The organism is Bradyrhizobium sp. USDA 3315 (assembly GCF_054056795.1).
Window position 1 is genome coordinate 3,317,441 of record NZ_JBSRYP010000001.1, and the last position, 24,847, is coordinate 3,342,287.

Here is a 24,847-nt window from a genome sequence, read left to right on the forward strand (position 1 = left end):
TGTAAGACAGAAAACGCGTTCGTCAGGGGAAGCGCATTTATAAGAACTTTCTGACAGCGATGATCGGCCCGTCGATGAGATTTCTCAATGGGAATGATGTCGTCCTAGGGGTCATTCGCGTCGCTGACAGAAACAACTTTGGAAGAAAACCGATGAACCTGAAAGTCTTCTGTCCCACAATCCTCGCCGCGCTGCTCGGCGCACCGGCCGCCCGGGCATTGGCCCAGGACGCTCGCGCCAACGGTAAAAGCCTCAACGTGCAGATCTGGAGGAATGTCGAATGAGAGCTCTACTCGCCGCCGGTGCAAATGTTGCCACAGGCCATCCAATCGAGGGCCACCCGTTCGTTATCAAGCTCTTGGCTCACGGAGTGATTGATGCCCAGGATCTGAAAGCCCTGGGTCGTGTGCTCGATCGCAAGGTCACAGTGAAAAAGGGGCAAGACATCATCGTCCAGGGTTATGAATACAAGACATTGGACTTCGTCGAGAGCGGGTTCGCCTTCCACTACACGTTGCTGCGCAAAGGCGGCAGGCAGATCATCAATGCAGTATTGCCAGGAGATATTGTTGGATTTCCTGCGTCCTTCTTTGAGCGCTCGATCTTTTCGGTCACGGCTGCAACGCCAATGACTCTGCATCGAATTTCCTTTGAGGCGTTTACCGACCTTTGCAGGGAAAGACCCAACATCTCAATCGCACTCATCTCGTACGCAGCCCGTGAAGCATCGGTATATGCCAATCATCTTGTGAGGGCTGGTCGTAGATCACCGCTTGAGCGAGTTGCGCATGGTCTCTTGGAGATGCACTTTCGAATGAAAGCTGTTGGATGCGCTTCTGAAGACGCTTTTGAACTACCGTACTCTCAGGAAATCATCGCTGATGCTATCGGGTTGAGTACGCCTCACGTGAACCGCATGCTTAGCGAGCTCAAACGTCAAGGACTAATTGCCACAAAACATCACAACATCCAACTCTTGGATAAGGCTGCGCTGCAAATTCTGGCGGAGTTTGAGCCATCGTACCTTGAGCGCACCTCCCTCGCGGCTAAACTAAACCGGCGCACTATTGCTGAATCGCGAGGCGATTTTTCCGATGCGAAGGGCGCAAATCTACTTTACTGAAGCAAGGCAATACCAGCGCTTTTATCAGGCACAATAATCTAGCGAAGAGCGGGCGCAGATCAAGCTCCGAGAAGAACCCGCCATTTCGTCATACGCCGAAGCAACGACCGGTCGATGCTGGGCGCCGCCGACGCGTGCACCGTAATTGAATCACCAGACAATACTGAACTGGAGGGGAGACGGCTATCCATGTGGATGGTGCATCCGCAGCCGTAACCATCTGGCAGCCAAGGGCGCATCTTCCATCCATTGTGGCCCCCCAAGCTGGGTTCGATTCTTCAGGACCATCGCGAGAGTCATCGGAAGTATTGCACACCGTAGGATCGCTCGGCACCGCTCAGATTGCGACCGGGCCACGGGATGACGACGAACCTGCCTCTCCCGGCCAAGGAGGCAATACGGCAGCAGTGGCTGACCGAAAGCCGTCTTCCGACACAGATCCATCCCTTGAGAGTGCTTCTGGAGTTAAATGTCCAGACAACGCGAGCCAGCGCTGGCTGGGCTACCTATGTCGAAGAATATTGATTCAGCGCAATAACGGGAAGTAGTGCAGCAACTTGATTGATCGTCCAGCATTAACCGGCGTTCGGGAAGGGACAGTGATAAATAGTCGTCTAATCAAATAGATCGGATCGGGAGTCTCCCATGCGCAGATATCTTATAGCTCTTGCAGCTGCGGTATATCCTCGCACTGTCCGCGGTTCCAGCGGCGGCGCAAAGCGTTTGCAACGCCCCACCGCCTGCACCTTACAAGAAGGTCAGCGAACCGGTGAAGCTTCCGGACTTCATACCCGGGATGGGGACGCTCTATGTCGATCCCAAGACGCTGCCGGATGGTCCGTTTCTCGATCACAAGGGCAAGCTCGTCAGCACGATCTACATGGTCCCGTTGAAAGGCATGGACGGTCGCAAAAATATTGCCGATCTGGTGGCCCCTATGTGAGTTTCGAAATGCGGATAATTTGAAGTGGCGTGCTGACGACCACAGCGATAGTCGTCGTGACCTATCTCCTGAGCTTATGCGTGAATTCTACGGTTGGCGCCCTTGCGACGGCGCCCGGCCTCTCAATGGAGGGGGAAGGAAGGATGTCATGACGCGCGACTTTACTTGCGAAGAGGCTGCGACGAATGGATATTGAGCTTGCCAGGACTTTTTTAGAAATCGTCTCTACCGGAAGCTTCATCAAAGCCGCCGACCGTTTGCATGTCGCGCAAACGACGGTTAGCGCACGCGTGCGCCTCCTTGAGCAGCAGCTCGGACGACCGCTTTTCGTTCGGAATAAAGCCGGCGCGAGCTTAACCCCGGCGGGTGAACAATTCCTTCGTTACGCTCCGACGTTCGTACAACTGTGGCAGCGCGCAAAACAGCAGGTCGCGGTACCTGAAGGACACCGCGCAGTTTTGACGGTTGGAAGCGAGGTCAGCTTGTGGCAACCGCTTCTGGTCGAGTGGGTCAGGATGATGCGGCGCGCGCACCCAGACATAGCGCTTCGCGTTCATGTCGACGTTCCTCAAGATCTAATCACGCACGTAGCGGCCGGACTCGTGGATATCGCGATCATGTACGCGCCCCAGCATAGACCTGGTTTGGAGATAGACCTGCTGATTGAGGAAGAGCTCGTTCTGGTAACAACTGACCTCAAGACGTATCGCGCAAATGATCCCAGATACGTTCACGTCGAATGGGGACCGGATTGTGCCCTTCATCATGCGGTGAGTTTTCCAGATGCGACCACCAGCTTGGTGGCCAATCTTGGTCCCTTAGCGCTCAACTTTGTTCTGTTGGAGGGTGGTTCTGGCTACTTCCGAATGCATGCCGTTGAGCCCCATCTGGCATCAGGAAAACTCCATCTGGTCCCGGGCGCGCCTCACTTCTCGTTTCCGATCTATGCCACGTATTCAACGAATGTCGATGCTGCTACATTGGGTGCAGCGCTCACCGTGTTGCGGGCGGCCGCGAAGGCGGATAATCGACAGCGCGGCCTGATGCCTCACACCTCGTCGAGCCAAATGGCAAAATTTGCGCGATCGTTACCGCGGTTGAGTACAAGCGCAGCCTATGCTGAGGAAGAAGAATCGTGAGATTGATTCCCCGTGCGGTGAGAATGTCCGCCTGGACGAGCGAGGCGGCGCTGCGGGCCTGGGCCTTGCCATCGTTCAGGAAGTCCTGGATGCGTACGGGTGCGAACTGGAGCTCTCAGGTCGGAGCTCCGGCGATGCCCTGCTAGGTGAGCCGTTTCAACGGGGCGTTGGGGCCGGGCTTGCTTCAAGGCCTCCAAACGCATACCGGCGACATCAGGCGAATGAATTCGATCAAGACCGAAGGATGTCCCTTACGCGCGTTTCCCCATCGGCACCACGTTTCCATTACTCCGCGGCACCAGGGATACGACTGCCGCCCTCGCAATGTATTTCGCGTAGTGCCGCTCGATCATTTTAACTGAGGCGTTGTGCAGTTTGGCGACCTGTTGGATGGGCAAGCCCTTTCGGAGGCCTCGCACGATGCTCGAGTGCCGCAAAGCAAAGGGAGTGACCTTCGGCATACCGGCGCGCTCGCGAATGGCCTTCCAAGGACGTGCAAGTTCGGCTCTTTTCCACGGACCACGTTCAGACTTTTTCCAGGCGATACCCCTCGGCTCCTGTTCATGGATCCATCGCTCAAAAAGAGGTGCATCGCTTGGCCGCCCGGCGATTGCGGGCAAAAGCACCGCAATTACATCGTCACCCACTGGAACCGGGACTGAGCCGCTATTACCCCCGCGCCCCTTGTAGGAACCCGGCACCATCAGACGCCATGCAGAAACTTGTACGTCACCCACGCGCATTCGCCTGACCTGGGCATACCGCGCGCCGGTCGCGGCCAGACAAACGACGATCCGATATAGATCACCATCAAATCCTTGCTCCTGATCGACTTCACACGCAGCTTGAAGGGCGGCGCCAACCTCTTCTTCTGTGAGAATCTGGTTATCCCGAGCAACCGACCCATTATCATCATCATCGATCCGCTCGGCTTTGAAGCCGGCCTTCACAATGGCGAGGAACGTCGGGTTTAGTTTCTTCCGATCTGCCGACAGCCGCGGCCACGCGGCGTTTAGTGCGGCCTTGAGGTCATTCACGAACCGCTGCTTGGTCGTGAAGGCGGCGGAGACCCGATCCTGTATCAGCATCTGTTCTGGTTCTTCAGTCATCCCGAGGTCTACATCATGATCCTGCCGGGTTTTGGCATCGTGAGCCATGTCGTTTCCACGTTCAGCCGCAAGCCGATCTTCGGTCTCGGGATGGTCTATGCGCTGCTTGCGATTGGGGTCATCGGATTCCTCGTCTGGGCCCATCATATGTACACCGTCGGCATGTCCAGCAGCGCGCAGGCGTATTTCGCCTTGGCCAGCATGGTTATCGCTGTGCCGACGGGCATCAAGATCTTTTCCTGGATAGCGACAATGTGGGGCGGCTCCATAACCTTCAGGACGCCGATGCTGTGGGCTATCGGATTCATCTTCGTATTCACGATCGGTGGGGTCACCGGCGTTGTGCTTGCCAATCCAGGCATCGACCGATCGCTGCAGGACACCTACTACGTCGTTGCGCATTTCCATTACGTCCTGTCGCTTGGCGCCGTGTTCGCAATTTTTGCAGGCTGGTATTATTGGTTTCCGAAGATGACCGGATACATGTTTTCGGAAACCCTCGGCAAACTGCACTTCTGGCTGACGTTTGTCGGCGTCAACATTGCGTTTTTTCCGATGCATTTCCTCGGACTGTCGGGAATGCCGCGACGAATAGCAGACTATCCGGGCGCATTCGGCGGCCTGAATCAAATTGCCTCCATCGGGTCCTATCTCTCCGCCGCCGGTCTGATCACGTTCTTCGCGACCATGGTGCATGCCTTCGTCCGGAAGGAGACGGCAGCGGGTAAACCGTGGGGACCCGGCGCGACTACGCTGGAGTGGACGCTTTCGTCGCCGCCACCGTTCCACCAATTCCAAGTATTGCCTCGGATCTCGGGAGATCATTAGGAACGACTGCGCACGTTGGCGCGAAAGGAGCGGGCGGCTCAGATCGCCGCGGAAGCAAGAGGCATGACGGGACGAAGAGCGCCCTTCATCGATGGAGCCAATCTGGATCGGACAGCGAGAAACCTTGGCTTCGAGATCGATTACAAAAGATTGTTGCTGGAATTCGAAAAATCCGGGGTCATAGTCCGGTCTTACTTCTACTTGGCGATAAGAGAGAGCGCGGCCGGCGGCGTTCAGCCTCTCACTGACTGGCTCGAGGTCAATCGGTTCACCGTCCGTACGAAGTTGATCAAGCGCCATGAGGATGAGGGTAGGAGGTCGCGACGCAGCATTGGTATAGACCTTGCCATTGACGCCCTCGAGATCGCCCCACAACTGGATGAACTGTTCCTTTTCTCTGGCGACGGCGATTTTCGTACCCTCGTCGAAGCGGTTCAGCGTTCGGGGGTCAGAGTCATGGTCGTGTCGAGTGTACAGACCACACCGGCGATGGCATCCGAAGGGCTGAGACGGCAAGCAGACGCGTTCCTCGAGTTGGCAACGCTAAGGAGTTCAATCCAGAGATAGACGCGCTGGACGAATGGCGAGAGTTTGCAGCGCAAACTCGATGCAATATCCAAGTCATTTTCGGGGCTTTGAAATGCCCCGGCTGGCGACCCGCGAGCGCAGCGGAAATCGGCGTAAACGTAAAGGTGAAGTCCGATGGGCGCCATTTCGTCGTGCGCAGTCACCTATGGAGGATGGCCAATCCGGATATCGAAGATGACGAGCGTTTGACGTGCGTCGAACACCCGATGACGGCCAAGCGGCCGGTCCGGGATGCCGAGGGCCGGCAAGGACCAGAATGCCGAAGCTCCCGCGCATCGAGCCGTGAATGAGGTAAAGCAAGCACTGGGTGGGCGGGCCGGTCTGGTGGATGGACAGGGCGCTAATGCTCCCGCACAAAGCCCGGTGTACGGGACGTTATGCCCGTCTACGTCAGCTCGCTTTGCGGATCGCGATCCCCTTAGAGTTGATACGGCCCATCAAATCTTTCCAAGACTTGACGAAAGACTGGGCGCCGTCGTTCTGCAGCTTGGCAGCGAGTACGTCGATATCGATACCGACCTTCAAAAATTCGGCGAGAACCCTCTCGCAGTCTCCTCCGTCAGGATCGAGCGTCGTGTCGATCTCGCCGTGGTCTTCAAAGGCCTCGAGGGTAGCGTCCGGTATCGTATTGATCGTGAAAGGTGCCGCGAGCGCTTTGATGTAGAGGATATCGGAGGCGTGCGGATCTTTGGTGCCGGTGCTAGCCCATAGCAGGCGCTGAGGTAGTGCGCCGGCGTTGGCGGCGCGCAGGAAGCGCGGGGAGGCCAACAACTCTCGATAAGCCTTGTAGGTCCGCTGAGCCACGGCTATGCCGAGTCGGGTTGTCAGCGAGCCCGGAACCTTGTCGGCGACTGCGACATCCCAGCGGCTGACGAAGAGCGAGGCGACCGAGGCGACTGCCGGATTCAGCCCCGCCGCGATGCGCCGCTCGACGCCGCGCAGGTAGGACTCGGCAGCCGCGACGTATTGCTCGCGTGAAAAAAGCAGCGTGACGTTGATGGGAACGCCGGCAAAGATAGCCGCCTCGATGGCAGGCAGCCCTTCCGCAGTGCCGGGAATCTTAATGAACAGGTTGGGCTTGCCGCCACGCCGGTGAAGCTCGAGCGCCGCCTCGACGGTCTTGTCGCTGTCATGAGCTAAGGCGGGCGAGACTTCCAGCGACACCCAGCCGTCGATCCCATTTGTCCGGGCGAAAACAGGTTGAAACAACTCGGCGGCACGGGTCAAATCTGCCAGGGCCAGATCGAAAAAAAGATCCTCAGCCGATTTCGTCGGCAATGCCTGCCGGGAAATGTCGACGTCATAGGTTGTGCTGCTGTTGATCGCATGATTGAAGATTGTGGGGTTCGACGTCAGTCCCGACACCGAGAGCTTGTCGATGTAACGTTGCAGAGTGCCATCGTTGAGCAAATCGCGAGTGATGTTGTCGAGCCACAAGCTTTGACCGAAATCGTGAAGCGTTCTTGTCGGATTCATCGCGCTACCTCCGTATTGAATGCGACGGGCATAGACGCGGCGCGAGGCGACCGATGTGCTCCGGTCGTCCGGCGACGGGATTGGATGACGCCGTTGTTCACACCGAAGCACTTCAGATATCCAAAGACCGCGCTTAACGTCACGCCATTAGTTTTGTCTCTTGTGCGCATTTGACAAGCGACAAATATTGCGCGTCAACCTCAGAAAAGATGATAGGTGCGGATAGACTTGCATCCTTCGATAGCAGCTCGAGCGGCCGCGGTTCAATGCGAGAAGGTGGAGCATCGCTCATGCCGGTTCTAAGCAGCCACCGCTCAACTCACCACCTAATTCTGTGCCTGTGCTTGTGCATCCTCAATTGCGCATGAACGCCGGGACAATCGGCACCCTTCGCTGCCCGTTCGATCAGCTCGCTGGTCTTCGAGAAATCATACGGCGTTTCGGTTAGCGGACAGAGCTGCGGCACAACAAAATAGTCAAGAGCGCAGGCTTAGCCGGTAGGAAGTATGATCAGGCGCTGCGCGCGCCACGGGCAACCGGTACGGCGACCGGGGTGTTGCTCGATGTCGCTCCATCTGCAAGATATAGATCGTTGACATCGTCGGTGCAGCTGACCACCCGGACGTGGCACTGCCGAGCTCGATAGAATGCAAAGACTCAACGGGCGTCCTTTAGTTTCAGAGGGTCGAATGTTTCTCCTCGGTGGCGACTGTCCGGCCGTCATGAGGGGCACGATACGACTATCTGACCTCTGTCCGACGGAAGGGGTCCGCCATATCGTCGTGACCGCTGCGACTGCTGAAAAACATCAGTGCCATCAGCCCGCAACCGACTAGCAGGGAGAAGAATGTTCCGAGGCCAAGGGCTATCCAGCCATGCTTTCCGATTTCCACACCGGTGGTCGCTCCCCACGTAACAACAGCTCCAGCGCCGGTGAGCAACAATATGGCTGTTAGAATGGTCAACAGAGTGATTTCCGCGCCTTTAGTCTTCCTCATATCCTGCTCTCGTTCTTCGGCCCGACGAGGTTTCAAGTGCGTAGGGCTGCAAGTTTGCGGCGGCCTGACTGATCCGTTACATGCACGAGGGGACAACGTGCTCTAATCCGCGCTCGTATGGTGGTCCTGCATCGCCGATCGACCGACCTGTCCGGCTGTCATTCCGAAACCGACAGAAAGGTCAGACCTCTTGTGCGCCTGCCGGGTGTCTCGAAGTCGATCGGCTGACGCTTCTCGGCTTCGAAATTGGCCATTGATTTCTCCTATGCCGCAGTGGGCCCTGGGTCATCATTAAACGGCTTGCTCTGCCGCCGCGCCGCCCTGCGCACGAGTGGCACTACCTCGGCATCTGACTGAGCCACGTTTTGCACCCTGACAACGTTCAAACAGCCGGCAACGAAGTATGGCATTTGGTCGCCGACCTGGAGTCCGATCAAAGCCACACCTAGCGGTGTCAAAACTGAAATGCGGGCAAGATCCGCTTGACACTCCTCGGGCCAGACCAGTTGGACCCTTCGCCGAGGAACGCCCCAGTTGGTGGAATAGGTGACCCACGATCCTATGGTCACGAACGAGGGGAGATCCTCCGGCTCTTCGGGTACGATCTCGGCCCGGTTGATCTCACCCATAAGGAAGATCCCGTCCAAGTCTCCTTGTCGGGCGGCAATGTGGGCGAGCTGTTCGAGCCGTGGATAGTCAGATGCGGTGAGCGCGATTTTTGGAAGAGGCAGCATGACAAACTCCTTCTGCTTCAATTCGATCTCTCGGGTGGAGATCACGAAAGCTGGAAAAGAGCCCGGACGGCGCGCACACCGTCCGGCTAACCGCCTGCATGAAGGAGGCCGGCGTGAAGATCAAAGCGCGCCGCACGCTTATCAATGTCGATCCTATAAGCCATAACACAACCAATATAGTGACCTTAGCCCGTCGGCGACATTGCGGCGAAACCGCACAGTCGCTTGCAACACTGAAGCTCGAGTGAAAGAGCCCTGCTAGGTGAAGCAGGCGGGTGGCCATCCGCCTACACAATTGTACACGCACATAGTACGCGGGACAGTATTTCGGTCCGCATTTGAGGGCCCTAACTCTGTCGCCTTAATCGGGCCGGGCTGGCCTTTGACGTGAATGTGAGCCGCAGTTCCGCAACACGTCGTTATATTGCGCTGGATCCACCTGCGCGGAACAACGAATGGCATCCACGACATGCGACGCCGATCAGAGTTCAGTGAGGCCAAAGACGGCGAGGCCCTTGCTCTAAGCGGCTGGCGGGTGATCGCGCTCTGCGGATTGTATGCGTTTTTTGGCGCTCTGGCGGCCGCAATTGCTGCCTTGGTCGGCACTTTCCCTCATTGGATCTGAACCGTTCGATTGTGAACGAGTGCTGGCGAGTGGCCCCGGGCATGCCGGTCGACCTCGCACAATGGCGCCAAACCTTACAGTGGCGATGTGCGTCTGTCTCGGCTAAGCAAGATGGGTCGCGAAAACATACCCTCCACTAGCAGTTGGGGCAGCGAAGGCATGTTCCTCCTTGCCGTTCTCGTCCTTCCTTTTGTCGGGAGCTTCATTGCGGCGCTCCTGCGGGTCCATGCGCGCAATGCTGCGGCATGGCTCGCCGGAGGAGTTGCACTTGCAGCCTTTTGCATCATTGCTGTGGCCTATCCGAGCCTGACGCACGGCGGGGTCGTCGGCTGGCGCACGGCGTGGATTGCCGAACTTGAGCTTTCGTTCGCACTGAGACTCGATGGCTTCGCCTGGGCGTTCGCCATGCTGGTCACCGGCATCGGATTTCTGGTGGTGCTGTACGCCCGCTATTACATGTCGCCTAGCGATCCCGTTCCGCGGTTCTTTTCTCTCCTGCTCGCCTTCATGGGGGCGATGCTGGGGATCGTGCTCTCCGGCAATCTGCTCCAGCTCGTTTTCTTTTGGGAGCTGACCAGCCTGTTTTCGTTCTTGCTGATCAGCTATTGGCATCACAATTCGGCTGCGAGGGACGGCGCACGGATGGCGCTGGTGATCACCTCGAGCGGCGGACTCTGCCTCTTTGCCGGCGTCCTGCTGATAGGTCACGTCGTCGGCAGCTACGACCTGGACAAGGTGTTGGCGTCAGGAGAGGCGATCCGTTCGCATCCGCTCTATGTTCCCGCGCTCGTGCTGATCCTGCTCGGCGCCCTGACCAAGAGCGCTCAATTTCCCTTCCATTTTTGGCTGCCGCACGCGATGGCTGCTCCGACTCCCGTATCCGCCTATCTGCACTCGGCAACGATGGTGAAGGCGGGTGTGTTTCTTTTGGTCAGACTCTGGCCCGCCCTCGGCGGATCGAACGAATGGCTGTGGCTGGTAGGATCGGCCGGTCTGATCACCTTTCTGCTGGGCGCGTTTCTCGCGGTATTCCAGCAGGATCTAAAGGGCCTGCTGGCTTACTCGACCATCAGCCATCTTGGCTTGATCACGCTCTTGACTGGGCTGGACACGCCGTTCGGGCAGATCGCGGCGATCTTTCATATCATGAACCATGCCACCTTCAAGGCCTCGCTGTTCATGGCTGCGGGCATCATCGACCACGAAACCGGCACGCGCGACATTCGGCGCTTGAGCGGTCTCTACGCCTTCATGCCGATCACCGCGACGCTGGCCATGGTTGCGGCCGGATCGATGGCCGGCGTGCCGCTGCTGAATGGCTTCCTCTCGAAAGAGATGTTTTTCGCCGAGACAATCGAAGTCCATGACAATTCATTCGTCGATCAGGCGCTTCCCTACATCGTCACTGCGGCAAGCACTTTCACCGTTGCCTATTCTCTCCGGTTCATTCGCGACGTGTTCTTCGGTCCCGCCCCCGTCGGCCTTCCGCACACGCCTCACGAGCCGCCCCTCCTGATGCGGCTTCCAGCCGAGCTTCTCGTGCTTGCATGCGTCGTGGTGGGCATCGCCCCGGCGTTGACCGTTGCACCGGTCCTCGATACCGCCGCTGCCGCCGTGCTCGGTTCCAACATGCCGGAGTACAGTCTCAGGATCTGGCACGGCTTCACGCCCGAATTGCTGATGAGCGGCCTGGCGATGGTTGGCGGCGTCGGGGTCTATGTGATGCTGCGCTCCTACCTTCTCGTTCACGAGGGGCCGCCTCTACTCGGCCGGTTCAGCGGGAAGCAGATCTTCGACTGGATGATGGTGACGTTATCCTGGCGTCTTGCACGCTGGCTCGAGAGCAAGCTCGGGACGAGACGTCTCCAGCCACAATTGAGGGTCCTGGTCGGCACGGCGTTCCTCGCCGCCTTGCTGCCGCTCTTTTCGCGCGGCGTCCCGCTGGCGGATCCCCTGCGGACTACATTTGACCTTGCGTTCGCTTTGCTTTGGACGGTCGGAGCCACCTGCGCGGTCGGCGCCGCGATTCAGGCCAAATTTCATCGTGTCGTCGCGCTGATCCTGCTCGGGTCTGCCGGTCTCGTGACCTGCGTCACCTTCGTATGGCTATCGGCTCCCGACGTGGCCCTGACGCAGATCGTCGTCGAGACGGTCACGACAGTGCTCCTGCTACTCGGCTTGCGATGGTTGCCAAAACGTATCGCCCCGGCCGGGGCGGAAGCGCCAGCCGGCAGGATTCGATGGCACCGCGTGCGTGACTTCGCTATCGCGCTCTCCGTCGGCGTCGGATTGGCGACGCTCGCGTTTGCAGCCATGCAGCATCCCGATGCGAACAGCATCTCGCGATACTTCGTCGAAAACGCCTATACTAAAGGTGGCGGAACCAACGTGGTCAACGTCATCCTGGTGGACTTCCGCGGATTCGACACAATGGGTGAGATCACAGTTCTCGCCGTCGTTGCGCTCACCGTCTACGCGCTGTTGCGCCGCTTCCGTCCGGCGCCGGAGAGCATCCCCGTTCCCGAACAGCAGCACGCCCAGGACAGCCACGACGAGGCGCATCCCGACCGACAGAAGGGTGACACCGCCAAGGATACGACGGAGACGGCGTCGCTCATGATGAGGCTGATGTTTCCCGTGATCGGTGTCGTGGCAGTCTTCCTGCTGTTGCGCGGGCACGATCTTCCGGGCGGAGGCTTCGTGGCCGGCGTCGCCATGGCGACCGCGTTCATCCTGCAGTACATGGCTCGCGGCACGTCATGGGTGGAAGCTCGTCTGCACGTCATGCCGGTACGTTGGATGGGGATCGGGCTTCTGCTCGCCGGGTGCACGGGGGCCGCCGCCTGCGTTTTCGGATATCCGTTTCTGACCTCGTACTTTGCGTATGCCGAGCTGCCGCTGGTCGGCCGCGTACCCACGGCGAGCGCGTTCCTTTTCGACGTCGGCGTGTTCTCACTCGTCATCGGCGCTACTGTGCTGATGCTCATCGCGATCGCGCATCAATCGCTGCGTCGCTACGCAGTTCCGCCTCAGAGCGGCCGAGGCTCGGCCAGTGAGCCATCGAGGGAGGAACTGGTCTGATGGAGTTCGTGCTGGCGATCGGTATCGGTACGCTTGCGGCGTCCGGCGCTTGGCTGATCCTCAGACCGCGCACCTTTCAGGTTATCATCGGCCTGTCGTTGCTTTCCTACTCGGTCAATCTGTTCATCGTGGCCATGGGGCGAGTGCGGACGGGGGCACCGGTGTTCATCGCAAAGGAGGCCGGAGATCCTGCGCGGTATGCCGATCCGCTCCCGCAGGCGCTGGTACTGACTGCAATTGTCATCAGTTTCGCGACCACCGCGCTCTTCCTCGTGGTGCTGCTGGCATCCCGCGGCCTCGCCCGGACCGATCATGTCGACGGCCAGGAGCCGGAAGCGTGAGCGGCGCCTCTGGTCTGATCATTGCCCCGATCCTCCTGCCCCTGCTGGCAGGTGCCGGCATGCTGCTGCTCAACGGAGAGAGGCACCGGTGGATCGTTGCCGGTCTCAACGTCGGAACAACCGTTGCCCTCGTTTGCATTGCCACGATCCTGCTCAGAATCTCCGATACCGGCACAAGCGACGTCTATCGTCTGGGCAATTGGCCTGCGCCGTTCGGAATTGTCCTCGTTCTCGATCGGCTGTCGGCTCTGATGCTGCTGCTGACCAGTGCCCTCGCGCTGGCCTCAGTTGTGTACTCCCTTGCACGCTGGCACCGGGCAGGCGCGCATTTCCATTCGCTGTTTCAATTCCTGATGATGGGCCTCAACGGCGCCTTCCTCACGGGCGATCTCTTCAACCTGTTCGTGTTCTTCGAGTTGTTGCTGGGGGCGTCATACGGCCTTCTGCTGCACGGATCCGGCCTTGCACGGGTGAAGGCAGGGCTGCATTACATCGTCGTCAACCTCGCCGCCTCGCTGTTGTTTCTGATCGGAGTCAGCCTGATCTACGGCGTGACCGGAACGCTCAACATGGCGGATCTCGCGGCACGCGTGCCGGCGGTCGCCGCCGAGAGCCGCGGCTTGCTCGAAGCAGGTGCAGGCGTGCTTGCGGTTGCCTTCCTGCTCAAGGCGGGAATGTGGCCCTTGAACTTCTGGCTGCCGACCGCCTACGCCGCCGCAAGTCCGCCGGTGGCGTCGATCTTCGCGATTATGACGAAGGTCGGCGTCTATATCGTGCTGCGCCTGTCGCTCTTGCTGTTCGGCGAGGACGCTGGCGCATCGGCCGGCTTCGGCAGGGAGTTCTTGTTGTTGGCCGGCTTGGCGACGATCCTGTTCGGAGCGATCGGCACACTGGCCTCGCAAGACACCGCCCGACTCGGCGGCTTCTCGGTGCTGATATCCTCTGGAACGGTGCTCGCCGCCACGGGGATGGGACAGGTCGGCGTCACCAGTGGCGCGCTTTTTTACCTGGTCAGCTCGACGCTCGGCATCGGCGCATTCTTTCTCCTCGTCGAGCTCATCGAGCGCGGCCGTGAACCCGGAGCGGACATGATCGCTGTCACGCGCGAGGCCTATGGAGAGGAGGACGAGAGGGACGAAGCCGAGGAGGACGTCGGCACCGCCATCGTGGCGACCATGGGATTGCTCGGCGTCGCCTTCATCGGCTGCGCGGTGGTCATCGCCGGCCTGCCGCCGCTGTCCGGATTCATCGCCAAATTCGCGCTGCTCGCGGCGGCGCTGCATCCGTCCGATCATCGGGGCGGTGCCATTCCCGGGAGCGGATGGGCGCTGCTCACGGTATTGATCCTGTCGGGTTTCGCGACCTTGGTCGCGATGGCACGCGCGGGAATCCGCATCTTTTGGGCCTCGCCCGATCGCACGGTGCCGCGCGTGCGCGTGATCGAGATGGCGCCGATCATGTTCCTGCTGTTCATCTGCGCTGCGCAGACGGTCCTGGCGGGTCCCGTGATCCGCTTCATGCAGGCCACTGCGCAATCGCTCCACGCGCCGGCGCGTTACGTCAGCGACGTCTTGGAGACTGGCGCCAGGGGCAGCCGACAAGTGGAGGGCAAATGACACGCTTGATGCCTTTTCCGATCGTGAGCTCCTGCCTGCTCGCATTGTGGCTGCTGCTCAATCAAGCTGTCACGTTTGGGCACATCCTGCTTGGCTGCGTGGTCGCGCTCGTCGGCGGACGGATCCTGACCGTACTGGAATTACCGAGCCTGCGGGTCAGGCGACCCGGCGTCATTCTGCGACTGTTGGCACTGGTCACCGTCGACATCGCTCGCTCGAATCTAGCGGTGGGGCGGATCGTTCTCGGCTTTGGACGGCGACAGCGAGCGCCGGGCTTTGTGGAGATTCCCCTCGACATGCGCGACCCCTACGGGCTGGCCTCGCTCGCCTGCATCATTACGTCAACCCCGGGGACGCTGTGGGTGAATTTCGACGCCAAAAGAGGGGCGTTGACCATCCACGTTCTGGACCTCTTCGATGAAGAGGAGTGGATCCGTACCATCAAGGACCGCTACGAACGTCATCTCCTGGAGATATTCGAATGAGCCAGCTCATGCTGACCTACTCGCTCCTGGTCGCGCAAGTGTTGCTGGGATTGGCGATCGGCTGCGGCGCTTTGCGCATCTTCCTCGGACCGCGCGCGCAGGATCGCGTTCTCGGTTTCGACACGTTGTCCGTCAACGCGATGTTGTTGCTGCTGACGGTTGGGATTCGAACGGGCGAGGCGCTCTATTTCGAGGCGGCTCTGGCCATGGCCCTGTTCGGCTTCGTCGGTACAGTTGCCCTGGCCAAGTTCCTCCTTCGCGGCGAGGTGATCGAATGAACGGCGTCGAGCACCTTCCTCCCTGGGCTGCCGTACTCACTGCGGTCCTGGTTTTCACGGGGGCCTCCGTCACACTGATCGGCTCGCTGGGTCTTTTGCGGCTAGGCACATTCTACGAGCGGGTCCATGCGCCGACGCTCGGCACGACGCTCGGCACCGTCTTCATCGCCGCCGCCTCGATGGTCTGCTTCTCGGTTCTGGAGAGCAGAGCTGTGCTGCACGAAATCCTGATCGTCGTACTCGGCACGGTGACCACCCCGATCGCGCTGACCATTCTCGTCGGCGCAGCCCGCTTTCGCGACACAGCGGAACGGGCCCAGCTGGGTGAACCAGCGGATAGGTAGGCGGGGCGCTGCCTCATGCGGCGGTTCCAGCCGACGCTCCGGCGGGCAAGCCAGGCTAAATGTCGCAATTGATCTCCCGCGGCGCATGCTTAAGTCCATTGTAGGCATGATGCTGAACTGCGTGCACGTTCGCCGTCTTCAGCCGGCCGATCGTCGGCCCTCGCCGGCCGCCTGATCTTGCGGATGTCGCTCGAAGCTCTGCGGCATCCCAAATAGAGGACGTTTTGACCAAAGTGCGACCAGACATTCAGGAGAACCGGCTGCAAATCGGCATGTGACCCGGGCGCTTTTGTATCGCCCGGGCACGGCAACTCAACGATTCTGACCAAGCTGGGAGTTCCTATGTCTGTCTTTTTGGCACTGCTCGTCCTGACCTCGTGGATCCTATTTGTCTGGATTTACGATCCCGACGGATTCCGCGCGGCCTTCGCTCGCCGTCCGCCGCCGATCCCGCATCACCGAGAAGGGTGACGCTGGAAGGTGCTTTGTCACCTCGCGCTGCCGCCCGCACGGTTTTGACCGCGACATGCTCCTGCGCTCCGGATCTCGGGGCCGCCTGTGTGCGGCCGGGCCACGAGCCGACCTTCAGGCAATCAAATCGCCGCCTTGCCGAGATCGCCTCGGCGAGGTTGGCGCCAATATAAGGGTTCTGATATGATCATCGTCGCTGCGACGGATTTTTCTACGCGTTCTCATCGCGCTTTGCGTCAAGCTGGCCTTCTGGCTCGCGCCCGCCGTGCCGAGCTGCACCTTGTTCACATCGTTGATGAAGACCTGCCCGCCGATCTGGTCCGCATGGAAGAGCGCGAGGCTCAGCGGGTGCTGACAGAGCAAATTGGGTCCATGCCCGAGCTGCATGACGCGCGTTGTCATGCGACCGTGAGCAGGGGTCACCCCTCCGACGGGATCTTGCGCGCGAGCGCCGCGGTCGGCGCCGATCTCATCGTGATGGGGGCCCATCGCAAGCAGTTTCTGCGTGATATCTTTACGGGGACCACTATCGAGCGTGTCATTCGCGGAGGAAAGTATCCCGTTCTGATGGTGAACAACGAGGCGCAGCGGCACTACGAACGGGTTCTGGTGCCGGTCGACATGTCGGAAACATCGGCCGACGCCATCCGCTTCGGTTTGTCGGCCGGGCTGTTGGAAGACGGAGCAACGCTTCTTCACGCCTTCTCGTCGGTGGCTAAGAGACGATTGCTCAGCTCTGGTGCGAGCTCCGACATCATCAGCGGATATGTCGATAGCGAGCGCCACGGGGCGATGGAGGAAATGAGCGCTTTTCTCGTGGCCAATGAGTTCGGCACCCAGCGATGGTCGCTCAGGGTCGACGAGGGCCTTCCCATGCAGGTGATCGCGCGTGCGGTTGCGGAAAAGCGACCGGACATGCTCGTACTGGGTACTCACGGCCGATCTGGGTTGCTCCGAGCGTTGATTGGCAGCGTCACAGAAGAAGTTCTGCGGTCCGTGAACGTGGACGTTCTCATCGTTCCTCCCACTCGCCCTGACCTCAGACTTCCAAAGGTGGCCACGGCTGCCTCCTCTGAGGCGTGACGGATCGATCGGGAATTCGCCGCGCAGGTCTCATCCAGCACCAGGCGCGGAATCCCCTACACAGCAAGCATGGCGTTCGCAGGCATTCCATGTCCGCGGATCGCCATGCACCGCGTCCACCCGAATTGGCTCAGCGGCGGCTTCGCCCAGCGTCGCGAACGGATGATTTCCGTCGGGTTCGTTTGGCTGGTCGCGTGATTTTTGGGGGATCGCTGGCCGGAAAAGTTTCCCGCAGCTGCCGGTCCAGTTCCTCGTCCAGTTCTCGCTTTTCTCGCTGCTTCGATGTTTCGTATTCCTTCGGCATTATCAATCTCCGCGTTTAGCAGGTGATCGGCCGTCGTTTGCCAGAGAACCTCGTGACAAATGTACATGATACAACAAAAAGCGAGCGGAATTGAGGTTTTTACTTCAGAAGGGCTCTGAATAGCCCGCGGAAGATGTTTACCGCAAGCGCACAGCAAGGCAGACCACGCCGTCATCTGCTGCTCACCTGGATTTGGTGTGCCGGTGAGGCGCAAACTTACCGCCCTGCAGGATAGCTCGTGAAGGAATCTTCGGCGCTTGACGAGTCAGTGACTGCGATCATTGCTGCGAACGGGTAGCTCATTTCTAGCAAGATCGGGTCGCCCGGACAGAGGCGATCAATCACTGAAAGCTACTGGCAGAGGGAGGGCCGCACCTTCTTGCGGTCTGAGAAGGGTCTTCCGTTCTTCTTGAGGCACTATGCGTTCCTGACGAAATGTCGCATTTGACTTTATGCTAGCACTGCCCACTTGAACTTTATCATGTTGAGGTTGGCAACATTCTTTCTGGGCCTGTGTCTCGCAGGTTATCCGATCGCGGGCGAATAGCCCCGAGCTCAGCGTGCTTGTCCGCTCCGAGCTCGGGGCGCTCCAGCAGGCAAACTAAAGCGCATCGCGTTCGGTCGAGCCCAAAACGCCTGCAAGCATGTCGGACCGCGCCGTACGTACAGGCGTATGCATCCGATGCAATCAATCAAGTCCGAGCAGCCGAATTCCGCCAGCTCAGATCGGTCCAGAAGCTCGGGCCGCTTCATTTCGTGGAACGAGCTCTACTCAAACTGGCGCGGCGACGGGAGCCACACCACCAGACAAAGCAAAGTCTGCGGCCTGAGTCGGCCCAAGCATATCTTGTCGGGCCACCACCCGAACGCAAAAAATGGAGAGAGCACGATGTCAACAACATCAACTAATACGACCATGCGCAGCGAGATCAAGCCGCCGATAACGCTCACAGCCGATGATTACAAGCGACTGTCGCTGCTCGCGCGAGCAGCGGAGAACAAAATGCCTGATGTGGCTTCTGTATTAACCGAGGAGCTGGAGCGGGCACACGTGCTTGCGGATGGTCATCCTGCACAGACTGTTTGCATGGGCTCTGAAGTGCGGTTCCGGGACGACTCGACCGGGACCGTTCGGACTGCGACGCTCGTTTATCCGGACGATGCGGACATCTCCCGACGAAGAATTTCCGTCCTGACGCCCGTTGGCGCCGCACTGATTGGCCTTAGTGCCGGTAACTCGATCACTTGGGAGACGCGGACCGGCGACCTCCGACGATTGACGGTCCTTGAGGTCCGCGGGCCACAGATTGCCTGAGGCACCGAAGGGCACTGGTGATCGCGATGAAACACCGCGGGGCAGGTGCTTATTCGGTGCCCCGCGGAATGAATAACGTCTGCGCTCGGCGTTCGTAGCTAGAACCCTATAAACAGAGACGGATGACAACACTGTGCTGAGTACTTCTCACCACTACGTGGATCCAACGGACGAAGCTGAGCGAGACTTCCTTGAGAGTTTGATCCGCGAAGACTTTGAGCACTGTTATCCCGACGATACAATTGAAAAACTTCGCCGACGGGCCTCCCATTCGAGATATGACAAAGGACTTCTTCGCGATTGGATGGGCTTAGCGGCAGCACGAGCCGGGACGTTTCCGGCCCGCATGTGACCTATTCGCGCTGCTTGAACGGTATAGTTACTCTGCGGACCAGGAGCGGTGTATTTCGTGAACGCAGTCGCATCAGCCAGGTAGATGCGCCGCTATTCGCCGCAATGGTCGCAACGTCAGCAAGGGCTATGTTTGAGTTGCTATGAGCCACGCAATTGAGTTTGATATGCGCGTTACGCGGCGCCTTCTGCATGGCGGACGCTTGCAATTGGGCATTTAGCCGGACGGTAGACTCGCCCCGTCCGGATTCTCTCTCGATCCAACAGGTTGTTCCAACGCTTGCTTGCGGGAGCTCGCGTCGGTTTATCTTGACGAAATGAGTGTAGTGATGCCTCTACCTTCCATCGCGTTAACCGAATCCGACTATACGCGCCTAAAAACACTCGCGCGCGTAGCTGCGCAGCAAGGAGGCAGATGGGATGTGTCTGCTTGCTGAAATCAATCGAGCAAATATCCTCTCGGATAACGCTCCCGAGGTCAAATCACTCGTAGCGATCGGCTCTTGGGTCGCGTTCTGGACGAATTGGGGCATTCGCAGACGCAGACGCACGGTGCAGTTGGTCTGGCCTGAAGACCTCACGTCCAATCCGACTCAGATTTCCGTTCTATCGGGTTTGGGGGCCGCGCTTGTCGGCCTCAGGCGGGGGATCACATGCCATACTTCACCGTGGAAGGGATGGATGTCCTCAGAATCGAGACCGTGAATCAAGCCGAGTGATTATCGCCGATAGCTTCGAGCGGGTCCAGCGGTCGAATATCGTCAGCATGGCATTGTGTCCCTCCAGTTTGTGGACGGCTCGTCGGTCGCCACCCTCTCGCTAACGGGCGGGAAATTCACAGCATCGGCGGGGGGTACTGCCGGCATCATGAGCGGATCCGTGCAATCGAGTGCGCTTGACGGCTGCGGGCCGATCGGGCGGATGAGAGAACAGCTGAGCGTTCGAAGTCAGCGCCCGCGTCACGACCCCAGGAGGTGCTCTACATCCGCCATGGAGGCATCTTGCAGTACGTTTTGTGTCAACTACTTGGAGATCGCTTGGAAGTATCTGCGTTCCCCATTTCGCAAATCGCAGGGTCCCTGCGCAAGAGAGCCAAGACGGTATGATGGACGAGCGTTCGACCCAATCGTTCCGTGCGAGCGAGCCGCCCTCGGATGCGGGAAGCACGCGAGTTTACCCGAAAGATCACGATAACGAACTCGTTGCCCGGTCTCATTGCTACAAGCCCCGAAGCGACAAGCCCCGAAATCGGTCGATTGACCTGAAATAGGCATTTCGCGCCCCGAAGAGGTTCGACAGGTGAACATTGCCTGTCGCCTGCTCAGAGCAAGTTCTCTCTAGGGAGGCCCCTAGAACCCGCTCACGCTGGTCTAGGGGCCGTTATCGATCACTCCATGAAAAGGTTGACCAATAGGACCATCGCGACGATGGCAACCACGAAGGATGCCGCCGTGACATAAGCTTCCCGTCTCTTGACGTCCCTTATCATCCCATTCTCCTTTCTAGTTCTCCACTCCTAGGACAGTCCCGACCGGCTTAGATCGTCCGGTGTACTGAACTCAATCGATCGACGCATCGGCGATCCGATCCGCGCGTGAGACTGAGATATGCTTCAGCGCGATGTCCAGCTCGTGCGGGTAGACGAGAACGAGGTCTTTGACTTCGCTTATTTTATCGCGATAGCGCACCTGAGGGCCCGTCCGAATGATGCCATTGAGGGGCGTGCTATCCTCGACTTCAGTGGCTCTCTCCATTTTCCCCGCGAGAAAGCGGGCCAGCCTAGGGAGTCGCTCCTCGTTTGACTTGGCTAGTGCGTTCAAACGGTGCATGTCGTCTGTCATCATCACAGTGCTCGGCAATAACACCGGTAGGGCGCTCTTCTTCCCACTGCTCAACGATGTCGGCGAGAGAAAGCGGCCCGGACGGTGCAATAGGCCGTCCGGCTAGACGAGCGGTTGCCGTCGTCCACTGTGTAGGTAGAGCGCGATGCGCAGGACGATCTCGATACCGAAGGTCATGGCGGCAATATAGGTCCGATTGGTACGAGTACCATTGTGTCGAAACCGCGCACCGTCCCGGAATTCTTTAGAAGGCTGATGGATTGGTTCTGCTCCATAAGACGAGCACTGCTTGTAAATCGAGAGCGGCGTAGTTGGACCGCCATGGACGATTACTTGGCCTTTAGCCGCAATCTCAATGTGACTCCGTTCGACGAGTAAGCGCATTCCATTGTTGGACGAGTACTTGGTCAAGACAATCGCGCCAGTGTGACGTTCTGGCAAATCAGCCTATTGGAAAGTAAATTACACCCGTGAGCCAGTTCGATAACTGACAAATCATGCGATGAGTAGAGGATCACATCTACTGCCTTCGCCGCAACTTCACTGGGCCACGCGGTTGCATCGCGAGCCCGAAGTTCGGCCTTTCAGATTGTCGTGTGGCATTTGTTGCGCAGCCAGTCGATCTCGAGCTGCTTGTCTCACGCAGGTTTGAGTTGTGCTTGAACTCTGGAGCAAGTCTCGCTGGAACGAGCGTCCATGATTCTCATTAGAGAAGTTGCGGGGAAGCGCAGGCAATCTAAATCAATGTCGCTGTTGCGAAGGCAATCGAGCGGCGTCAGTATTCTAGGCCGGCATGGAACAACGCTGCTGAAGACGGCCAGTGAGGTCAACACCGCTGACACATTCGGGTGCGAGTTGTGTCCGTATCAATCGGACCAAGACATATACTCGTCTCGGGCCCCACGCCCAGAGCGCGATTTTGACTACCGGATAGAGGGCTAGGGAAGACCCGCCACGATTTGATGGCGCCATTTGGGAGCTATGGAGCCGGCAACAAAGAAGGAATTCCTGCATGAACGAAACTCGCGACGTCGCAGTGATCGTCGGCAGCCTCCGCAAGGATTCTATCAATCGGAAGTTGGCGAATGCGCTTGCCGAGATCGCACCCGGATCGTTGAACCTTAACGAGGTCGAAATCGGCCATCTCCCGATCTACAATCAAGATAGTGACGACGCGCCGCCTCCTGTATGGACTTCCTTTCGTGAGCGCATTAGGGCTGCAGATGCCATTCTCTTCGTCACGCCGGAGCACAACCGGTCAGTGCCGGCCGCACTGAAGAACGCGATCGATATCGGATCGCGCCCGTACGGCAAGAGGGCTTGGAACGGCAAGCCCGGAGCGGTCGTCAGCGCTTCGCCGGGCGCCATCGGCGGATTCGGTGCTACCACCATTTGCGGCAGTCTCAGGTGTTTCTGAACGTGCCTGCGATGCCGCAGCTGAAGCCTATCTTGGCGGAGCCGACAAGCTCTTCGACGCTGATGGCAAGCTCGTCAACGAGGAGACACGCAAGTTCCTGCAGCAGTTCATGCATGCATTTGAGGCGTGGATCGTAGCCAACACCAAACGGTAGCGGAAAGGGACCATGGACTAAGCCGGACCGCCGTAAGCTCTAGCTAGGCGAAATCTCACAAGGATCGGAACTATGTGCGAGACCAAAGCGCTGCAAGCCCTGGACGGCATGCTTCCCGATCTGGAAGCTCTCTACAAGGATGTACACTCGCATCCGGAGCTCTCAATGCAGGAAACTCGCACCGCGGGATTGGCGGCGGACCGGCTGCGCGCCGCCGGCTACGAAGTGACAACCGGTATAGGTAAAACCGGCGTCGTTGGACTTCTGCGAAACGGTGAGGGACCTACGGTCATGCTGCGCGCCGAAATGGACGCGCTTCCGATCCAGGAGACGACCGGCCTTGCCTACGCGAGCAACGCGACAGCGACGGACAAGGAGGGCAATACGGTGCCGGTGTCGCACATGTGCGGCCACGACATGCACGTCACCTGGCTTGCGGGAGCCACCAAGCTCATGGCGGAAGCCAAAGTCTCTTGGCGGGGCACGCTCATGGCGGTCTTCCAGCCCGCGGAGGAGACGGGTGAAGGTGCGCGAGCCATGATTGACGACGGTCTATTCAAGCGCTTTCCGAAACCGGACGTGATCCTGGGCCAACACGTCATGGTTGGCCCTTCCGGGACGGTCGCAGGGCGAGCCGGCGCGATCACATCGGCGGCGGACAGCTTGCAGATACGTCTGTTTGGGCGAGGCGCCCACGGATCGATGCCGCAGGCCAGCATTGATCCGGTCGTGATGGCAGCCTCGACCGTACTGCGCCTGCAGACCATTGTATCGCGCGAACTGGCCGCCGCCGACGCGGCCGTACTGACGGTGGGCGTCCTGCAGGCAGGTACCAAGGAAAACGTCATCCCCGACGAGGCCATTATCAAGCTCAACGTGCGGACCTTCGATGCCGGAGTGCGCTCACGGATGCTGGCTGCGATCGAGCGGATCGCCAATGCCGAAGCGGCGGCTTCGGGAGCGTCGCGGCCGCCAGAGATCACGACCATCGATCGGTACCCTCTGAACGTGAACAACCAGGAAGCCAGCAGCCGGGTAGTGGATGCATTCTGCGGACATTTTGGCGTCGAGCGTGTTCGAGCGACGGGACCGGCCCCTGCCAGCGAGGACTTTGGATCATTCGGGTCAGAATGGCACGTGCCTTCTGTCTTCTGGTTCGTCGGCGGGACCGATCCCGAAGCTTACGCGAAGGCCAAGGAGGCGAACAAGATCAACGAACTTCCGGTGAACCACAGTCCCAAATTCGCACCCGTTCTCCATCCGACACTGCGGACCGGCGTCGAAGCGCTGGTCGTTGCAGCCCGCGCCTGGCTGCCGGGATAGGTGATGCTAACCGCCGGATCGACCAGCCAGCTCTAGCTGAAGGCGAGAAACGCCGATGGACAAGCTGCCTATCGTGCTCGACCTGACCGGGACTTTCGTCTTCGCACTTAGCGGGGCCTTGGCGGGGACCAAGCGCGGGCTGGACTTGTTCGGGGTCATGGTCTTGTCCTTCGCGGCGGGGAATTCGGGTGGCATCACCCGTGACCTCCTGATCGGCGCGGTCCCTCCAGGAGCCGTGGATGACTGGCGATATCTCGGCGTGTCGTTCCTCGCAGGTCTTGTTACCTTTTACTTCTCGCCCCTCATCGTGCGCCTAACGAACGCGGTGCTGTATTTCGACGCGGCGGGACTAGCCCTTTTCGCCGTCACAGGCTCATCGAAGGCGCTGTCGTTCGGACTCAATCCGGTGATGGCGACGGTACTTGGCATGGTCACAGGGATCGGCGGTGGCATGGCCCGCGACGTGCTGCTCGCCGAGATTCCGACCGTGCTGCGCGCCGATCTCTACGCGGTCGCGGCGCTGGCGGCGGCGGCCATCGTGGTGATCGGCCATATGCTGCAGCTACCGGTGGCCGCGGTGACGACCGTCGCGCTGATTTCGTGCTTCTTGCTTCGCGTCATGGCGATCAGGCGTGGTTGGCGGCTCCCGGTCGCGAAAGGGGTCAAACGACAAGACCTCGGAATCCAAAAGGAAGACTAGGCTCTCGACAGCGGCATGGCTCGTGGCGCCGCACATGATCAGCGCGACGGGTGGACACGGCGATGTACGGGGCAGTTTCCGTGCCGTGGGACTGTCCAGGGTCGCCGATTCGCCGGCCAAGATCCGCGAGCTAGTTCGCATGGAGCACGCCATTGACGGCTGAGCCGCTTCTTCGCCGAT

20 protein-coding genes and 2 pseudogenes are annotated in these 24,847 nt (G+C 59.3%); 17 read left to right on the top strand and 5 right to left on the bottom strand.

What is annotated here, in order from left to right:
- Positions 1–152 precede the first annotated feature (152 nt).
- The 4 genes from ACVIYL_RS15205 (at position 153) to ACVIYL_RS15220 (ending at position 3,205) form a co-directional block, all read left to right on the top strand.
- Positions 153–284 carry a hypothetical protein gene (locus tag ACVIYL_RS15205; protein ID WP_456779028.1) on the top strand — a complete coding sequence of 44 codons (132 nt, stop codon included), beginning with the start codon at positions 153–155 and terminating at the stop codon, positions 282–284.
- On the top strand, positions 281–1,123 hold the full coding sequence (locus ACVIYL_RS15210) for a Crp/Fnr family transcriptional regulator (RefSeq protein WP_456779029.1): 843 nt from the start codon (positions 281–283) through the stop codon (positions 1,121–1,123). The genes ACVIYL_RS15205 and ACVIYL_RS15210 overlap by 4 nt, the downstream gene beginning before the upstream one ends.
- 667 nt (positions 1,124–1,790) lie before the next feature.
- Positions 1,791–2,066 carry a hypothetical protein gene (locus ACVIYL_RS15215; RefSeq protein ID WP_456779030.1) on the top strand — a complete coding sequence of 92 codons (276 nt, stop codon included), beginning with the start codon at positions 1,791–1,793 and terminating at the stop codon, positions 2,064–2,066.
- A gap of 185 nt (positions 2,067–2,251) precedes the next feature.
- Entirely contained in the window at positions 2,252–3,205 is a 954-nt protein-coding gene (locus ACVIYL_RS15220; RefSeq protein ID WP_456779031.1) for a LysR family transcriptional regulator, read from the top strand.
- A 251-nt stretch (positions 3,206–3,456) separates the two neighbouring features.
- On the opposite strand, the gene ACVIYL_RS15225 is transcribed toward ACVIYL_RS15220, so the two are convergent.
- Complete coding sequence (locus ACVIYL_RS15225) at positions 3,457–4,362, bottom strand: tyrosine-type recombinase/integrase (RefSeq protein WP_456779032.1); 906 nt, start codon at positions 4,360–4,362, stop codon at positions 3,457–3,459.
- Here ACVIYL_RS15225 and ACVIYL_RS15230 point away from each other — a divergent pair.
- Both ACVIYL_RS15230 and ACVIYL_RS15235 read left to right on the top strand, forming a co-directional pair.
- A pseudogene (locus ACVIYL_RS15230) lies at positions 4,261–5,142 on the top strand (cbb3-type cytochrome c oxidase subunit I); the annotation flags it as partial. The gene ACVIYL_RS15225 and the pseudogene ACVIYL_RS15230 sit on opposite strands and share 102 nt — an antisense overlap.
- Positions 5,143–5,205: 63 nt before the next feature.
- Positions 5,206–5,709 carry a LabA-like NYN domain-containing protein gene (locus ACVIYL_RS15235; RefSeq protein WP_456779033.1) on the top strand — a complete coding sequence of 168 codons (504 nt, stop codon included), beginning with the start codon at positions 5,206–5,208 and terminating at the stop codon, positions 5,707–5,709.
- A gap of 411 nt (positions 5,710–6,120) precedes the next feature.
- On the opposite strand, the gene tal is transcribed toward ACVIYL_RS15235, so the two are convergent.
- The 3 genes from tal to ACVIYL_RS15250 all read right to left on the bottom strand — a co-directional run bounded on the left by tal (position 6,121) and on the right by ACVIYL_RS15250 (position 8,959).
- Positions 6,121–7,206, bottom strand: a complete 1,086-nt coding sequence (gene tal / locus ACVIYL_RS15240; RefSeq protein WP_456779034.1) for a transaldolase — start codon at positions 7,204–7,206, stop codon at positions 6,121–6,123.
- A 740-nt stretch (positions 7,207–7,946) separates the two neighbouring features.
- Positions 7,947–8,204: a hypothetical protein gene (locus ACVIYL_RS15245; RefSeq protein ID WP_456779035.1), complete on the bottom strand. Its 258-nt coding sequence runs from the start codon at positions 8,202–8,204 to the stop codon at positions 7,947–7,949.
- Between the two features lie 263 nt (positions 8,205–8,467).
- A complete protein-coding gene (locus tag ACVIYL_RS15250) occupies positions 8,468–8,959 on the bottom strand; it encodes a GreA/GreB family elongation factor (protein WP_456779036.1) in 492 nt (163 codons plus the stop codon).
- A 763-nt stretch (positions 8,960–9,722) separates the two neighbouring features.
- Here ACVIYL_RS15250 and ACVIYL_RS15255 point away from each other — a divergent pair.
- The 8 genes from ACVIYL_RS15255 to rnk all read left to right on the top strand — a co-directional run bounded on the left by ACVIYL_RS15255 (position 9,723) and on the right by rnk (position 18,881).
- Positions 9,723–12,644 carry a monovalent cation/H+ antiporter subunit A gene (locus ACVIYL_RS15255; protein ID WP_456779037.1) on the top strand — a complete coding sequence of 974 codons (2,922 nt, stop codon included), beginning with the start codon at positions 9,723–9,725 and terminating at the stop codon, positions 12,642–12,644.
- Positions 12,644–12,985, top strand: coding sequence for a Na+/H+ antiporter subunit C (locus ACVIYL_RS15260; RefSeq protein ID WP_456779038.1), 342 nt, complete (start codon positions 12,644–12,646; stop codon positions 12,983–12,985). The genes ACVIYL_RS15255 and ACVIYL_RS15260 overlap by 1 nt, the downstream gene beginning before the upstream one ends.
- The gene (locus ACVIYL_RS15265; protein WP_456779039.1) at positions 12,982–14,601 is read left to right on the top strand and encodes a monovalent cation/H+ antiporter subunit D; all 1,620 of its coding nucleotides are present in this window, start codon (positions 12,982–12,984) and stop codon (positions 14,599–14,601) included. Before ACVIYL_RS15260 ends, ACVIYL_RS15265 begins: the two co-directional genes overlap by 4 nt.
- Complete coding sequence (locus ACVIYL_RS15270; RefSeq protein ID WP_456779040.1) at positions 14,598–15,086, top strand: Na+/H+ antiporter subunit E; 489 nt, start codon at positions 14,598–14,600, stop codon at positions 15,084–15,086. Before ACVIYL_RS15265 ends, ACVIYL_RS15270 begins: the two co-directional genes overlap by 4 nt.
- Positions 15,083–15,364 carry a K+/H+ antiporter subunit F gene (locus ACVIYL_RS15275; RefSeq protein ID WP_122400504.1) on the top strand — a complete coding sequence of 94 codons (282 nt, stop codon included), beginning with the start codon at positions 15,083–15,085 and terminating at the stop codon, positions 15,362–15,364. The genes ACVIYL_RS15270 and ACVIYL_RS15275 overlap by 4 nt, the downstream gene beginning before the upstream one ends.
- On the top strand, positions 15,361–15,708 hold the full coding sequence (gene mnhG, locus ACVIYL_RS15280) for a monovalent cation/H(+) antiporter subunit G (protein ID WP_456779041.1): 348 nt from the start codon (positions 15,361–15,363) through the stop codon (positions 15,706–15,708). The genes ACVIYL_RS15275 and mnhG overlap by 4 nt, the downstream gene beginning before the upstream one ends.
- A 654-nt stretch (positions 15,709–16,362) precedes the next feature.
- Positions 16,363–17,262: a universal stress protein gene (locus ACVIYL_RS15285; RefSeq protein WP_456779042.1), complete on the top strand. Its 900-nt coding sequence runs from the start codon at positions 16,363–16,365 to the stop codon at positions 17,260–17,262.
- Positions 17,263–18,455: 1,193 nt separating this feature from the next.
- Positions 18,456–18,881, top strand: coding sequence for a nucleoside diphosphate kinase regulator (rnk, locus tag ACVIYL_RS15290; protein ID WP_456779043.1), 426 nt, complete (start codon positions 18,456–18,458; stop codon positions 18,879–18,881).
- Positions 18,882–20,791: 1,910 nt separating this feature from the next.
- On the opposite strand, the gene ACVIYL_RS15295 is transcribed toward rnk, so the two are convergent.
- On the bottom strand, positions 20,792–21,076 hold the full coding sequence (locus tag ACVIYL_RS15295) for a hypothetical protein (protein ID WP_456779044.1): 285 nt from the start codon (positions 21,074–21,076) through the stop codon (positions 20,792–20,794).
- 1,009 nt (positions 21,077–22,085) lie between these two features.
- Between ACVIYL_RS15295 and ACVIYL_RS15300 the strand changes: the two are divergent.
- The 3 genes and pseudogenes from ACVIYL_RS15300 to ACVIYL_RS15310 all read left to right on the top strand — a co-directional run bounded on the left by ACVIYL_RS15300 (position 22,086) and on the right by ACVIYL_RS15310 (position 24,667).
- A pseudogene (locus ACVIYL_RS15300) lies at positions 22,086–22,644 on the top strand (NADPH-dependent FMN reductase).
- A gap of 72 nt (positions 22,645–22,716) precedes the next feature.
- The gene (locus ACVIYL_RS15305; protein WP_456779045.1) at positions 22,717–23,967 is read left to right on the top strand and encodes a M20 family metallopeptidase; all 1,251 of its coding nucleotides are present in this window, start codon (positions 22,717–22,719) and stop codon (positions 23,965–23,967) included.
- A gap of 55 nt (positions 23,968–24,022) precedes the next feature.
- Complete coding sequence (locus tag ACVIYL_RS15310; protein WP_456779046.1) at positions 24,023–24,667, top strand: trimeric intracellular cation channel family protein; 645 nt, start codon at positions 24,023–24,025, stop codon at positions 24,665–24,667.
- The last annotated feature ends 180 nt before the right edge of the window (positions 24,668–24,847 follow it).